The organism is Vibrio sp. 1F279 (assembly GCF_041439815.1).
Taxonomy (GTDB): domain Bacteria; phylum Pseudomonadota; class Gammaproteobacteria; order Enterobacterales; family Vibrionaceae; genus Vibrio; species Vibrio tasmaniensis_A.
In genome coordinates, this window is sequence record NZ_JBGOOU010000011.1 from 80,848 (window position 1) to 94,612 (window position 13,765).

General features: G+C 43.7%; 12 protein-coding genes. 7 read left to right on the forward strand and 5 right to left on the reverse strand.

Annotation, left to right across the window (positions count from 1 at the left end; genetic code table 11):
- Positions 1-134 precede the first annotated feature (134 nt).
- Together ACED60_RS10560 and ACED60_RS10565 are read right to left on the reverse strand one after the other, a co-directional pair.
- On the reverse strand, positions 135-1,187 hold the full coding sequence (locus ACED60_RS10560) for an aldo/keto reductase (RefSeq protein ID WP_371727476.1): 1,053 nt from the start codon (positions 1,185-1,187) through the stop codon (positions 135-137).
- 348 nt (positions 1,188-1,535) lie between these two features.
- Positions 1,536-1,682 (reverse strand): hypothetical protein, encoded by a 147-nt coding sequence (locus ACED60_RS10565; protein ID WP_009844784.1) that lies wholly within the window; start codon positions 1,680-1,682, stop codon positions 1,536-1,538.
- 349 nt (positions 1,683-2,031) lie between these two features.
- Between ACED60_RS10565 and pepT the strand changes: the two genes are divergently transcribed.
- The 3 genes from pepT to ACED60_RS10580 all read left to right on the forward strand — a co-directional run bounded on the left by pepT (position 2,032) and on the right by ACED60_RS10580 (position 4,862).
- Complete coding sequence (gene pepT / locus ACED60_RS10570) at positions 2,032-3,264, forward strand: peptidase T (protein ID WP_017099788.1); 1,233 nt, start codon at positions 2,032-2,034, stop codon at positions 3,262-3,264.
- A 76-nt stretch (positions 3,265-3,340) separates the two neighbouring features.
- Positions 3,341-3,808: a DM13 domain-containing protein gene (locus ACED60_RS10575; RefSeq protein WP_017098691.1), complete on the forward strand. Its 468-nt coding sequence runs from the start codon at positions 3,341-3,343 to the stop codon at positions 3,806-3,808.
- Between the two features lie 211 nt (positions 3,809-4,019).
- Complete coding sequence (locus tag ACED60_RS10580; RefSeq protein WP_009844787.1) at positions 4,020-4,862, forward strand: mechanosensitive ion channel family protein; 843 nt, start codon at positions 4,020-4,022, stop codon at positions 4,860-4,862.
- A gap of 115 nt (positions 4,863-4,977) precedes the next feature.
- Here the strand turns inward: ACED60_RS10580 and ACED60_RS10585 are convergent, their stop codons facing one another.
- Positions 4,978-5,421 (reverse strand): dCMP deaminase family protein, encoded by a 444-nt coding sequence (locus tag ACED60_RS10585; RefSeq protein ID WP_004731749.1) that lies wholly within the window; start codon positions 5,419-5,421, stop codon positions 4,978-4,980.
- Positions 5,422-5,680: 259 nt separating this feature from the next.
- On the opposite strand from ACED60_RS10585, the gene ACED60_RS10590 reads away from it, so the two are divergent.
- The 3 genes from ACED60_RS10590 (at position 5,681) to ACED60_RS10600 (ending at position 11,000) form a co-directional block, all read left to right on the forward strand.
- The gene (locus tag ACED60_RS10590) at positions 5,681-6,817 is read left to right on the forward strand and encodes an efflux RND transporter periplasmic adaptor subunit (RefSeq protein ID WP_371727477.1); all 1,137 of its coding nucleotides are present in this window, start codon (positions 5,681-5,683) and stop codon (positions 6,815-6,817) included.
- 11 nt (positions 6,818-6,828) lie between these two features.
- The gene (locus ACED60_RS10595; RefSeq protein ID WP_371727478.1) at positions 6,829-9,981 is read left to right on the forward strand and encodes an efflux RND transporter permease subunit; all 3,153 of its coding nucleotides are present in this window, start codon (positions 6,829-6,831) and stop codon (positions 9,979-9,981) included.
- 332 nt (positions 9,982-10,313) lie between these two features.
- Positions 10,314-11,000, forward strand: a complete 687-nt coding sequence (locus ACED60_RS10600; RefSeq protein ID WP_009844790.1) for a MaoC family dehydratase — start codon at positions 10,314-10,316, stop codon at positions 10,998-11,000.
- A 194-nt stretch (positions 11,001-11,194) separates the two neighbouring features.
- On the opposite strand, the gene ACED60_RS10605 is transcribed toward ACED60_RS10600, so the two are convergent.
- Positions 11,195-12,010: a phosphate ABC transporter substrate-binding protein gene (locus ACED60_RS10605; protein ID WP_009844791.1), complete on the reverse strand. Its 816-nt coding sequence runs from the start codon at positions 12,008-12,010 to the stop codon at positions 11,195-11,197.
- A 253-nt stretch (positions 12,011-12,263) separates the two neighbouring features.
- Here ACED60_RS10605 and ACED60_RS10610 point away from each other — a divergent pair, with 253 nt between their 5' ends.
- Positions 12,264-12,626, forward strand: coding sequence for a DUF3024 domain-containing protein (locus ACED60_RS10610; RefSeq protein ID WP_012600988.1), 363 nt, complete (start codon positions 12,264-12,266; stop codon positions 12,624-12,626).
- A gap of 219 nt (positions 12,627-12,845) precedes the next feature.
- Here ACED60_RS10610 and ACED60_RS10615 read toward each other — a convergent pair whose 3' ends face one another.
- Entirely contained in the window at positions 12,846-13,652 is an 807-nt protein-coding gene (locus tag ACED60_RS10615; RefSeq protein ID WP_371727479.1) for a helix-turn-helix domain-containing protein, read from the reverse strand.
- Positions 13,653-13,765: the final 113 nt, after the last annotated feature.

Consider the following 13,765-nt stretch of genomic DNA (forward strand, 5'->3'; position numbering starts at 1 on the left):
TGATAACTCAATGCGATCCACTAAAAAGCAAAAGCAACCCACTTAAAAAAGAAAAGCGCACTAAATAGCGCGCTCTTATGTGATTTACTTGCCTAAGTTTCGCTGAACCGAGAAGGCTAGGCTAAACCGATTATTTAATATGGGGCAGGGTAGCGCTTAAACACGGTGTTGATATCAGTAAGGATCTCTTCTGACAACGGTTTGCTGAACGCTGCTACGTTCTCTTTCAGTTGTTCCATAGTGGTTGCGCCAATAATAGTGGAGGTGACACCATCAACTTGATTACACCACGCTAATGCTAGTTGGCTCGGTGTAAACCCGTGAGCGTTCGCAACTTCGAAATATCCTTTTACGGCCTCATTGGCAGACTCAGTGTCGCGGAAAATACCTTTACGCTGCATGTACGTCCAACGGCTGCCTTCTGGTCTCGCACCATCAATGTATTTGCCACTCAGCATGCCCGCTGCTAACGGTGACCATGGTAGGTAGGCAACGTCTTCATGCACACAGTTTTCAATCAAATAAGGCCAGTCTTTCGCGTGCAGCAAGCTAAATTCATTCTGAATAGAGACCATTCGCGGTAAATCATGCTTCTCACTGAGCTTAAGGTAAGTGTTAATACCCCAAGTGGTGTCATCAGACAAACCAACATGACGGATTTTTCCCGCTTTGATGCAGCTCGCCAGTGCTTGGAGGATCTCTAGCATCTCCGCTTCATGCTGCTTTCTGTCGATATCACTGAATCGAATATGATTCGGGAAATGTTTGCCAAAGTGAGGCGTCGTTCGATTTGGCCAATGCAATTGGTAAAGGTCGATATAGTCCGTTTGTAAACGCGCTAATGAAGCGTCAACCGCTGCAATTACAGCTTCCCCCGTGACTGGCCCGCCATCTCGAACCCAAGGCAATCCCGGACCTGCAATTTTGCTGGCGATGATGACTTCTTGGCGGCGCTGCGGATTGCGAGCTAACCAGTTACCTATGATTGCTTCCGTTTTACCGTAGGTGTCTGGAGACGGCGGTACTGCGTACATCTCTGCGGTATCGATAAAGTTAATACCTTGGCTTAGCGAGTATTCGATTTGTTGGTCAGCTTGTTGTTGCGTATTTTGCAGCCCCCAAGTCATGCTACCAAGGCAGATTCGGGAAACGGGAATTTGACTACTTCCTAGTTTTGAGTATTCCATTAAATTCGGGGTTCCTTTAGTGAGGCTCGTTAGTGCTCGCATTGTGGATATTGAAAAAGGGCGAGTGAGGAATGAAAACGAATATAAATTATTAGCACAAAATGGCAACACAGGGTATGGCTTGGGCAAGTTTAATGAATCATTTCTCATTGCAACAAATGAGTCTGCTTGATGATTGAGAAGCAACATACAAAAGACGCGATAGATAACAAGGTGTTAATAGATCAGGCGCCTGAATGAAGCTGCATTGGGATAGGAGAAAGGTTCAGAGACAAAAGAGCTCTACATCAACGAGAAGTAGAGCTCTTTTTTAGGGGTTCTATAAACAAGTTCTGAGTATTGATTAAGTTACGAGGTCGCGTTGGTGTCAAAACCACCTTGAGATTGCGCCTGTCTTAGAGCTTCCTGCCTTTGAACTTCTTTCTCAGTTAATACTGGTTGAAGCGTTTCCTCAGAGGCTTGAGGAGAGAAAATGAAATATTTATTAATCGTCATAACTGTGTCTCCGTGTAACGTATGACAGATTCTGCATCAAGGATAAATTGTGATCATCATCCACTTTGTACTTTTTTTAGGCTGAGAGCGGAGGGCGTAGAATGCGTACAAAGCGATCGCTTATCATCCGTATGCAATGTTGAACTGACGAAACCCCCTGTTTTCAAGTATAGGAAGCGCATCTAATTTCGCACAACAATGATTTAGAGCAATTACATACATGGTCAGGGGCGTAAGATGAAAAGCCTCGCGACTGACTCTGCGTACGTATTTTTCTAAAAATACATCGCTTATCTATCTTAATAATTAGGTCAGTAAATCAATTACTTAATCCATGGTGAGATGAATTATGGAAAAGCTTGTAGAACGTTTCCTGAATTACGTTACTTTTGATACTAAATCCGATCCTTCTAATCAGCAATGCCCAAGTTCACCGGGTCAAATTACTTTTGCTGAAGCCTTAAAGTTAGAATTGGTTGCATTAGAGTTAGTTGATGTGTCTTTAGACGAAAATGGCTATTTGATGGCTAAACTGCCGTCGAATGTCGATTATCCAGTGCCTGCGATTGGCTTTGTGGCGCATATGGATACCGCTCCTGATGCTTCAGGAGCAAATGTGAAACCACAAGTGATTAAAGATTACCAGGGTGGAACGATTGAATTAGGTGAAAGTGGCGAGAGTTTGAACCCAAGCCAATACCCAGACCTTGATTCTTTACATGGTCACGACCTTATTACGACTGACGGCACAACTCTGCTTGGTGCCGATAACAAAGCGGGCATCGCTGAGATCATCAGTGCGATTGCTTACCTGAAAGCGAATCCAGACATCAAACATGGCGACATCTGCATTGGTTTCACACCGGATGAAGAGATTGGCCGCGGTGCGAACCTGTTTGACGTTGAAAAATTTGGCGCCGAGTGGGCGTATACCATCGATGGTGGGCCAGTAGGGGAGTTGGAATTTGAGAACTTTAATGCCACGAGCGCTGATGTTATCTGTCATGGTGTGAACGTTCACCCAGGTACCGCCAAAGGTAAAATGGTGAACTCAATGAACATTGCAGCGCAATTCCAACTGATGATGCCTGCGCAAGAAACACCAGAGTGCACAGAAGGTTATGAAGGTTTTTACCACCTGAAATCAGCTGAAATGGGTGTGGCTCGCTCTGAACTGGGATACATCATCCGTGATTTTGAACGTGAGGGTGTAGAAGCGCGTAAGGCATTCATGCAACAGAAAGTGGATGAGCTGAATGAGCGTCTTGAGAAAGGCCGTGTTGAGCTGGTGCTAACCGATAGCTACTTCAATATGAAAGAGATGGTTGAACCGCATCAACATATTATTGAATTAGCGAAGCAAGCGATGATTGAGTGTGATGTTGAGCCAATGATCAAGCCTATCCGAGGTGGTACAGACGGTGCTCGCTTATCTTTCATGGGGCTACCGTGTCCGAATATCTTTACCGGTGGCTACAACTTCCACGGTATTCATGAGTTCATTACCATTCAAGGCATGGAACAAGCGGTAGAAGTGATCGTGAAACTCTCTCAACGTACCGCTATTCACTATCAAAAATAGCCGTCTAAAACGCGATATCTCTTTGTATTTTTGAGAGTATTCATTAATACTCTCTTTAAGTATAAGGGAGTACGCGATGAAAAAGTTAGTTTTACTTTGCACCCACTTAGCCGTGGGTGCTTTTGGTTTTGGGCTTGGTGTCTACGCACTACCTATCTTGATTGAGCCTGATTCTCCTTCCTCAAGTTCTGTTGAAGCGATCAGTCAGCAGGCGATCTATACAGGTGAGTTCACCAAAGACCGACAAGACAGTGACTTTTTGCATTGGGGAGAGGGCATCGTCTCTGTCTCTGAAAGTGCGATAGCTTTTGAAGGTGAATTGGCGCCGGGGCCGGATTATAAGGTTTACCTATCACCTAAGTTTATTGAAACCGAACAGGCATTCAATGACAGCAAGAGTGAGTTACTGAGAGTCGGAGATGTAAAAACATTCGACCGATTTATGGTTAACCTCCCAGAAGGTACTGATCTTAATCGATTTAATACGGTTGTGATTTGGTGTGAAACTTTTGGCCAATTTATTACTTCTGCCAAGATAAAATGATAGCCTTACTAGGGCGTGTTGATCTTTCGAACAAAATTTAACCGCGAAAGGTCAACACGGCCTAATAGCTGATAAAAGCATGAAAAGGAGCGCTCTATTTTTGAGTGCTTTTTTATAATGCGTTTATTGGATTGAGTCAGTCGCTGTAAAGCTCATCGCTTTAATGATCGTCGTTATAAAGCTTAATTGTTGTAATACAAAGGAATAAATAATGGAAAAGATGTGGCAAGTAATAGATTTCTTACTCGCTAATAAGTTTATTTTTAGTGTGCTGATCATCTGCATTATATTAATAATCCGACGAATCACTTTGTCTCGAATCCGTGGTGATGTCGCTTTTCTTAGTGAAGACCAACGTAACTGGATGTCACGTACCAAAAACGGCACATTCGCGATTATTGTTGTGACGTTATTCGTGCTGTGGAAATCCGAAATCAGCGAATTTGCGCTGTCTGTTACCGCTATTGCGGTTGCGATAGTCGTGGCTTCAAAAGAGATCATTCTCTGTTTTACTGGCTCTATTCAGCGTGCGAGTTCTCGCTCATTTCGAATTGGTGATTGGATTGAAGTGGGCAAAATCAGCGGTGAGGTGATTGAGCACAACTTGATGGCGACTGTGATTCAAGAAATCGATTTGTATCATGGGCAATATCACTTCACTGGCAAGACTGCCACGCTGCCTAATAGCATGTTCTTCACTTATCCGGTAAAGAACCTCAACTTCATGAAGCGCTATGTTTATCATAACTTTTTTGTGACGGTGAAAGACTTTGTAAACCTATACCCTATGGTGCCGGGTCTTATCGTGAAAATTGAAGAGCATTGTGAAGAGTTTATCGATGTTGCCCGTCGTTACAATGGTGTGATCGAAAAGCACGCCGGTGTTGACCTTCCGGGTTCTGAGCCTCACATCCATATCACAAGCAGTTCGACAGGTGAGCAAGAAGTGCACTTTATGATCTTCTGTCCGACCGAAAAAGCGATTCATTTAGAGCAAGATATTCGTAAAGATTTCATGGAAGCTTACGCGTTGGCATTTCCCTCAAGTGACTAATACGATGCTGGAAGCTAACAAGTCCGAATAAAAAGAAAGCCGAGAGCGATAATATCGACTCTCGGCTTTTTTGTATTTGAGATCTAGACTTAGACCTGAGACCTAGCGTTAGAGATTAATCCAGGTCAGCGAGTGGCAACCAGTCTACTTCTACACCAGCTTGCTCAAACATATCTTGGCTTATCTTGATCTTATCTCCCCAACGAGAAAGGAAATCTTCACTTTGCTCTGGGCAATGTACCGCTGAAATTCCAGTTTGGATGATTTTTGCTGCACAGTTCGGACAAGGGAAGTGAGTGACCCAAACTTCACAACTGTCTAAATCACGTTTAGCAAACAAGATTGCATTTTCTTCAGCGTGAAGTGTCTTGAGGTATTTCATCTCGCGATCGTCAGTATCCGCACTATCAGACACGCCATGTGGGTAGCCATTAAAGCCAACTGAAACAATACGGTTGTGCTTAGTGATGACGGCGCCGACTTGAGTTGAAGGATCTTTACTCCAAGAACCGACCAATTCCGCCATTTGATAGAAACGTTTAGCCCATTTTGAAATCATGAGAATTCCTTAACAATTAAATGTGAATGCTTATCTGTCTGACAATACATGATGTTAGACAATATCCATAGAGAACAAAAGCTGAGAGGTTGATTTACTTAGAAATTGTAACGCGTTTGTAATTACTTTATAAGCACTTAGTTTCAATTAACATATTGATACACTTTGGTTCGTTATAATTGATATTCCTCGGACAATAGTAACGGGTGTGTTACGTAAATTTTATACTGTTCAAATACTAACAAGTGACGGTATAACCATGCGTAAAAAGTTGATCCTTACGGCTCTTGCAAGCTCTTTTATTCTTGCTGGATGTGGGCAAGATGCTCAAAATGCCAAGCAAGCGCTTCTACCTCTCGTAGCAGTACAGGATGTTAGCGTTGTTTCTCACCAGCAAAGTAAGTCGTACATCGGTCGTATTGAAGCCGTTGAAGACACGGCTATCACAGCGCAGGTTTCTGGCTATCTACAAAGCCGTCATTTCAATGAAGGTCAAATGGTCGAAAATGGCCAATTACTGTACTCCATTGAACCCTCTTCATTTGAAGCTGAAGTAGCAAGCGCAAAAGCGTCTGTTGCTCAAGCGAACGCGAACCTTAAAAAAGCCGAGCTTGATTTTAACCGAGGTAAGAACCTTCTCCCTAAGGGGAGTATTTCTCAATCGGAATTTGATGCATTGACAGCAAACTTATTGGGTTCTCAGGCACAGCTTGAAGCAAGTCAAGCACAACTCAATGCAGCCAATGTTCAGCTTTCTCATACCAAAATTATTGCGCCTTTCTCTGGACGAATTAGTGACACCAAAGTGAGCACGGGTGACTTGGTTTCACCGTCGTCAGGTGTATTAACTACGTTGGTTAGCCTAGATCCAATCCATGCATCGTTCAGCATCAGTGAGCGTGAGCGTATTGAGCTGGGTATGGATCGCATCGAAGGCGACGGCAGCAGCGATTCTGCAGGTGTTGAAGTTCAGATCATGCTTGAGAATGGTGAAGCGTTCGAACATCTAGGTCAGCTTGATTTCTTGGGTAACCGTATCAACCTCAATACTGGTACGATCGCGATGCGCGCAATTGCTGATAACCCGAACCAGCAATTACTTCCAGGCCAACACGTTCGCGTTGATCTACGTGAAAAGCAATCTATTGATGTTGTGACTATTCCGCGTCGTGCAGTTCAAACCGACCTAGAAGGTGACTTTGTGATGGTATTGGTTGAAGGTGAAGCCTCACCAGTTGCTGAGCGCAGAAACATTGAGATGGGGCGACAAGTTGAAGGTGGTGTGATCGTTCATTCTGGTCTAGAGAAGAACGACGCAGTGATCACTCAAGGCCTACAACGTGTACGTAATGGTATGTCTGTTCGTATTCAAGCTTCTGCTGAACAAGCTGAGTAAGGGGGCTATTTATGTTAAGTCGTTTCTTTATTCAAAGGCCTAAGTTTGCCCTTGTCATATCCATAATATTAACGCTGGCGGGTGCGATCTCTCTCGCTATCTTACCAGTGGCCGAATATCCAAAAATTAGCCCACCATCGGTCAGTGTGTCGGCATTCTACACGGGTGCGAGTGCTGAAGTGGTGGAACAGGCGATAGCCGACCCCATAGAGACATCGGTGAATGGCGTAGAAGATATGATCTACATGTCTTCTAAAAGTGCTAATGATGGTTCATACAACCTTAACGTGACCTTTGATGTCGGTACTGATGCTGATATGGCTCAGGTCAACGTTCAGAACCGCGTTGCTCAGATCGAATCGAAACTTCCACAAGAAGTAAGAATGGTGGGTGTAACGGTCAAGAAGCGTTCACCTGACCTATTGATGGTATTGAACTTCTACTCGCCGAACGGAGAGTACAATGACCAATTCCTTATCAACTACGTGAACTTGAACATTAAAGACCAATTGGCTCGTGTAAAGGGCATTAGTGAAGTTAACGTGTTGGGTGGTGGTGAATACGCGATGCGTGTTTGGTTAGATCCTGAAAAAATGGCTAACCTCAATATAACTACCTCTGATGTGAATCGCGCTTTGGCGGAGCAGAACGTTCAAGTCGCAGCTGGCCGTATTGGAGCTGCACCTTATAACAACGCGCAAGAAGTGCAATTCAACTTGGTAACAAAAGGCCGATTAGAAACGGCTGATGAGTTTGAAAATGTTGTGCTTCGTGCAAATCAAGACGGTTCAACGGTTTATTTAAAAGACGTTGCACGTGTTGAGCTAGGTAAAAAGTTCTACGATGGTAACGGTAAATACCGTGGTCAAGACGCTTCAATCGTAACGCTGTCACTTCAGTCAGACGCTAATGCGCTGGAAAGTGGTAAAGCAGTCATGGCGATGCTAGACAACCTAAGCAAAAATTTCCCTGAAGGCGTTGCTTACGAGGCGAGTTACGACACCACACTCTTCGTTGCTGAGTCGATTAAAGGTGTAGTTAAAACACTCATCGAAGCAATTTTGCTGGTTATCGCAGTAACGTACTTGTTCTTGGGCAGTGCTCGTGCAACCTTGATTCCTGTGGTTGCGATTCCGGTATCTTTGATTGGTACTTTTGCGGTCATGCAGATGACCGGCTTTACCATTAATACAGTAACCCTGTTTGGTTTGATTTTGGCGATTGGTATCGTAGTAGATGATGCGATCTTGGTTATCGAGAACGTAGATACTACGATGGCCAAAGATCCTACCATTTCACCGCGAAAAGCAACGCTTATCGCAATGAAAGAAGTCACGGGGCCAATTGTTACCTCAACCTTGGTTCTGTTAGCGGTATTCATCCCAGTAGCGATGCTGCCAGGTATTACCGGCATCATGTATCGTCAGTTCGCTCTGACTATCTGTATCGCGGTTGTGATCTCTTCTATTAACGCTCTAACGCTGTCGCCAGCATTGTGTTCATTGGTTCTTAAGCAGGGCGGTGGTAACACAGCACGTTGGTACCAAGCGTTTAACCGTGGTCTTGAATCAGTAACCAACAAATACGGTCAAATTGCAGGCTTCCTTGTGAAAAAGGGTGTTCTGCTATTTACCTTCTTTGTTGTGGCGCTAGCGGCGGTAACTTACTTCGCGAAAACCACGTCGACGGCTTTCGTACCTCAAGAAGATAAAGGCATTTTGCTGGTTAACGTGCAGCTTCCTGACGCGGCATCGCTGTCTCGTACAGAAGATGTGACAAAGCAGTTACTAGAGATGGTTGAGCAAGAGCCGGGCGTTGATGGTGTGACACTGGTTAACGGCTATGCATTCATGACGGGCGCTTCAGCTTCGAATGGTGCGTCGATGTTCATCAAGCTCCACGATTGGGACATGCGTAACGCACTGGACGGTCAACATTCAGCGCAAGCTATCTCACAACGTATTAACGGCCGAGCGGCAACAGAACTGCCTCAGGCGATTGTATTTGCAATGGGACCTCCAGCCGTACCGGGCATGGGTGCTGCGTCTGGTTTTGAGTTTGTTCTCGAAGATACATTAGGTCGCAGCCGCACTGATCTGGCGATGGTAATGAATGACGTGATTGCTGAGGCAAACAAACAGCCTGAGATTTCACATACCTTCAGTACCTTCCGCGCCAATGTACCTCACTACTATGTCGATATTGACCGTGAGAAAGCGCAACAGCTAGGCATTCCCCTATCGGAAATATTCCAAACGCTACAAGGGAATCTTGGGTCAATGTACGTGAATGACTTCACCATGTTTGGTAAGAATTTCCGTGTCACCATGCAAGCAGACAGTGAACACCGTAGCAGCATGGATGACCTACAACGATTCCACGTGCGTTCGTCTAATGGCGAGATGATCCCGTTAAGCACATTGGTGACTTACGATCAGATCTTTGAACCAGACGTAGCATGGCGTTACAACATGTACCGCAGTGCGGTGATTCAAGGCCAACCAGCACCGGGTTACTCAAGCGGTGATGCGATTGCTGCAATGGAACGTGTCGCAGCTGACGTGCTGCCTCAAGGCTACCAGTACGAATGGACAGGCATGGCTTATCAAGAAGTATTGGCAGGCAACCAAGCGATCTTTGCTTTTGCACTGGCTCTGATCTTCATCTATCTGTTCATGGTGGCGCAGTACGAGAGTTGGACAATCCCTATAGCGATTATCTTAGTGGTACCGGTTGCAACCTTAGGTTCTTTCTTGGCGCTGAACCTGACAGGCACACCGCTGAATCTCTATGCACAAATTGGTTTGGTTCTCTTGATAGCTTTGGCCGCGAAGAACGCAATCTTGATTGTGGAATTCGCAAAGGTTGAGCGTGAAGAGAAAGACGCACCGATTGAAGATGCGGCGGTGAAGGGCGGTACGCTGCGTTTTCGTGCTGTGAACATGACGTCTTGGTCATTCATTTTAGGTATATTCCCGCTTATCTTCGCTGCGGGTGCTGGTCACGTGAGTCAAAACTCATTGGGTATTTCTCTGATTGGTGGCCTGCTATGTGTGTTGTTAGCGGGTACGTTCCTAATCCCTGGCTTCTATGCATTCGTGCAACGTAAGCGTGAGAAGGCACACGGTGGCAATACCAAGTTGATTCCACTGGACGATGAATAGAGAAGTTAGTGTCTTGTAGGATGAGCCCTTTACAAGGTTTCTCCTTGGTAATTAATTTCTTGTAAAAACGAAGGCTTAGCATTGTGCTAAGCCTTTTTTATTCCACTTGTGAATAAAGAATCTGTTTATATAATGAAATGTTTATTATAAGGTAGAGTTAATACTCCAATTAAAGCTCTCCAATAAAATGGTGTTTTATTCTTAGGTTGTTGTTTTTGTTGGATATATAAGTGTTCGGCTAACACTTGTATGCTCGAAAGTATTTGCACAATAGTGTGAAGTGTTTCAAAATTACCAAGTTATATTGAAATATTTTGTGCATTGAGGTTCTTATGAAAGTCATTGATTTATTTAAACACCGAGGCGACAGCGTGTCTTCGCAACACTCAGAGTTTATGCAATGGATGTCTCCAGCTCTTAGAGATTACTGGGGAGACTTTCTGAATCGCACGCAAAATAGTCATTTCTTTGCGTGGGTTCGTGATCACCACAAACCTGCTGTCAATGAAGATGCGCCAGAGATGCCTGTCGAACCACAGATCGTACTTAAGCCAGAAGCACAACTTGTATTTGATGAGCTTGAACAGCAGATCGGTGAAGTGATCCATACTGGTGATTGGATCAATGTAAGCCAAGACAGAATCAACCAGTTTGGTCTCGTTACTGAAGACATGCAGTGGATTCATACAGAGCCTTCTAAGGCTGAAACAGATTCTCCGTTCAAAACAACCATTGCACATGGTTTTCTGACTTTGTCTCTGCTTCCTCGACTGACAGACAGTGTTGATCCTGACAAATCTCAATTCCCAACGGCGAAGATGGTTGTAAACATTGGTCTTAACCAAGTACGTTTCCCATACCCTGTAAAATCGGGCAGTAACGTTCGCGCTAAAAGTACGCTAACAAAAGTAACGCCAATTAAGAAAGGCCTAGAGATTGAACGCGAAATCCGCGTAGAGATCGAAGGCATCCGTCGTCCTGGTGCTGTGATTGTTTCGGTGATTCAACTTCACTTCTAGAGCTTTTTTATAAGTAGAATTGCTTTTAGCGAAGATTATAGATTCAAAAAAAGAGAGAGCTTAAGGCTCTCTCTTTTTGTTTTTGTCTATCAAGGCGATATCATCAGCATCCTAACAACATCACAAAAGTCGTTATCTTACTTGATACGCGTGTAGTTACTTAATGTGTTTGTAGCTACTTAATGCGTTTATAGTTACTTGATGCGCGTGTAACCGTACTCTTCGATAAGATCTTGCCCTTGTTTTGACTTCACGAACTTAATGAAATCTTTGCTCTCGTCAGAAACTGATTCAGTTTTGTGCAGCAATAAGAATGGGCGAGCCAATTCATAACTGTGGTTGGCGATGTTCTTAGATGTCGGCTCAACGCCTTCAAATGTGATTGCTTTGATCGAACGGTCGATAGAGCCAACAGAGATGAATCCAATCGCATGTGGGTTATGGTTAACAATCGTTTTTACCATGCTGTTGCTGTTTACAACCAAGTTATTTGGGTTGATGTCAGACACTAGACGGTCGTTAATGATTTTTGTCAAACCAAGTAAGCTCTCGAAGCTGTAACGTGAACCAGAAGAAGCTTCACGAGTTACAACTGCGATAGGTTGATCCGCACCACCTATGGCTTTCCAGTTTGTGATTTTTCCTTTGTAGATATCGAATAGCTGTTCACGTGTAACGTTGCTTACACCGTTTGAACGGTTAGTCACGACGGCTAGGCCGTCAAAGGCAATTGGAAATACCTTCAATTTTTCGCCCTGTTCGCGGTCAGTTAAGTAACGTGAGCTCATACCAATATCAGCGACACCTTTATTGACCATGGTAATACCCGCTGTAGAACCGATGCCTTGAACCGCAATATAGTTATCAGGGTGAGTCTTGTTGTACTCCTCAGCCAATACATCCATCACACGTGATACCGAAGTGGAGCCCGAAATATTGGTTTCTTGTGCAAAAGCAGCGTGAGAAGACAGGGCTAAGGATAAAAGAGAGGCAAGCGCGACTCGTAACATAAACAACTCCTAGTTAATAACATTTGCCGGCTATGATAGGTCGGTTATATGACAATTTTGTGAAATTCTATCCGCTCAATGTGTCGCTATTAGCTTGATGAGTGAAAGCGAGTTAGGTTTACAAAAGCAGGATTCGTTTCTGGGAGCAGGACGGGTATTTTGTTTGCGCTAGTTCGCTAAAATGTTGGTTGAGTCCTAAGCTAAACAAAGGAATTCACTACTTAGAAGTTTCTATGAAGTTACAAGGGGTGTTATGTCCGTCATTCATATCGAACTGAATCGTCTTTTAATTGGAGCTGAGAAGCTCTGTACATCTCGAAATCGCAGTTTACCTGTCGAGCTAGGCAAATCCCTTTATGAAGAGTGTGAGGGTGGTGTGCTGTTTTCTCAGGCTCATTATCTGCTCGACTCATCTCATAGCGATTACACAAATGAGATCGCCTGCGTTAGTTTTGATGAGTCACTGTCATGTTGGTTGGTAATGGTGCCGCTAGAAGGTGATGTAGAAACCGATTCAGTAAATTGGGGGCCTTATCCTTACTTACCTCAATCGAAGGATCTTGATGCTATTTTGTCTGAAATAGAAAAAGACCCTAAATCGTACTTCTGGTCGTGATTATTCTGTTGAGATGTTTGCGAGGGGCTTGATACCTAAAACGAACAACTTTTTTAAACTCACATCATTGCAACCTATCTGCGTCAGTAAAACGATCTATGTTACTAAAACTATCCGCATCACTATAAATGATGGATGTCACTTCAAATTATGCCAATAAGATTGCGTAGTTATACCAATCACAGTGAGTAAGTGATCAGTGATTTACTACGATTGGTATTAATAAGATTGTGAAACCAAAGACCGGAAATCTTTTGGTGTTTTGCCGTGATAGGTTTTAAAGGCGGTACTAAAATGCGCCGCACTTTTAAATCCGGATTCATAAGCAATTTGAGTAATCGATTTGTTCGATGTTCTGAGCTGTGTGGCTGCGTGGGCGATTCGCTTTATCTTCAAGAGGTTTGAAAACGAAAGGTCTTCCGCCGATAAACGGCGTTTAAGTGTGGCTGGTGACATCCCCATATAGCTGGCTAGGGTATCGAGTGAGATATTATTTTCTATATTCTGTTCAATGTAATGAATGACCTTTTGTGTCACCGTCAATCTAGAGATCCGGCTAATAATCGCTAATAGTTCCGGATACTGCTCAACCATTAAAGACAGCAAACCTAAGCCTAGTTGGGTGAGTGCGTAATCATTCTGAGTCGATGAATTGGCCAGAGACATGATGAGCTCTTTCAATTGGCATATTTCGGTATCCGTTTGATTGAACTTAATGTACTTATCTGGAGTTTGAGTGGATTCTAAATCACTGAACTGATTTATGAACTTTTGGAAAATTGCCAAATCAAAATCTAAGCAAATCGCACTAAACTCACCATTTTCAGTGTCGACCGTGATGTCTTTAATATGACCAGAATTGTAAAGCGTGAAATCTCCAGCTTTTAACGAGGCTTGAGTGCCATTGGGCAGCATAAAAGATATGCTTCCTTTCGATACCATAAAAATACCGTTTTTAGAGGCGGGGTAGCGTTCGCGTTTCCTGGGAATAAAGTTTCTGAATTGAGTGACCGTGATTGATGGCATAGTGAACTTCTTTGGCGTTGTAGATTAATTGCTTTTTTAAGTATTGTTTAAGCATGAGACATTTACAAAAAAGGCGCTAATAATTAGCGCCTTTAGAAGTGAACCTTTGAAGC

What these genes read in the sequence shown, in the direction of transcription:
- ACED60_RS10560 (WP_371727476.1), bottom strand. Translation starts at nt 1,187, where the DNA reads ATGGAATACTCAAAACTAGGAAGTAGTCAAATTCCCGTTTCCCGAATC.
- ACED60_RS10565 (WP_009844784.1), bottom strand. Translation starts at nt 1,682, where the DNA reads ATGACGATTAATAAATATTTCATTTTCTCTCCTCAAGCCTCTGAGGAA.
- pepT (WP_017099788.1), top strand. Translation starts at nt 2,032, where the DNA reads ATGGAAAAGCTTGTAGAACGTTTCCTGAATTACGTTACTTTTGATACT.
- ACED60_RS10575 (WP_017098691.1), top strand. Translation starts at nt 3,341, where the DNA reads ATGAAAAAGTTAGTTTTACTTTGCACCCACTTAGCCGTGGGTGCTTTT.
- ACED60_RS10580 (WP_009844787.1), top strand. Translation starts at nt 4,020, where the DNA reads ATGGAAAAGATGTGGCAAGTAATAGATTTCTTACTCGCTAATAAGTTT.
- ACED60_RS10585 (WP_004731749.1), bottom strand. Translation starts at nt 5,421, where the DNA reads ATGATTTCAAAATGGGCTAAACGTTTCTATCAAATGGCGGAATTGGTC.
- ACED60_RS10590 (WP_371727477.1), top strand. Translation starts at nt 5,681, where the DNA reads ATGCGTAAAAAGTTGATCCTTACGGCTCTTGCAAGCTCTTTTATTCTT.
- ACED60_RS10595 (WP_371727478.1), top strand. Translation starts at nt 6,829, where the DNA reads ATGTTAAGTCGTTTCTTTATTCAAAGGCCTAAGTTTGCCCTTGTCATA.
- ACED60_RS10600 (WP_009844790.1), top strand. Translation starts at nt 10,314, where the DNA reads ATGAAAGTCATTGATTTATTTAAACACCGAGGCGACAGCGTGTCTTCG.
- ACED60_RS10605 (WP_009844791.1), bottom strand. Translation starts at nt 12,010, where the DNA reads ATGTTACGAGTCGCGCTTGCCTCTCTTTTATCCTTAGCCCTGTCTTCT.
- ACED60_RS10610 (WP_012600988.1), top strand. Translation starts at nt 12,264, where the DNA reads ATGTCCGTCATTCATATCGAACTGAATCGTCTTTTAATTGGAGCTGAG.
- ACED60_RS10615 (WP_371727479.1), bottom strand. Translation starts at nt 13,652, where the DNA reads ATGCCATCAATCACGGTCACTCAATTCAGAAACTTTATTCCCAGGAAA.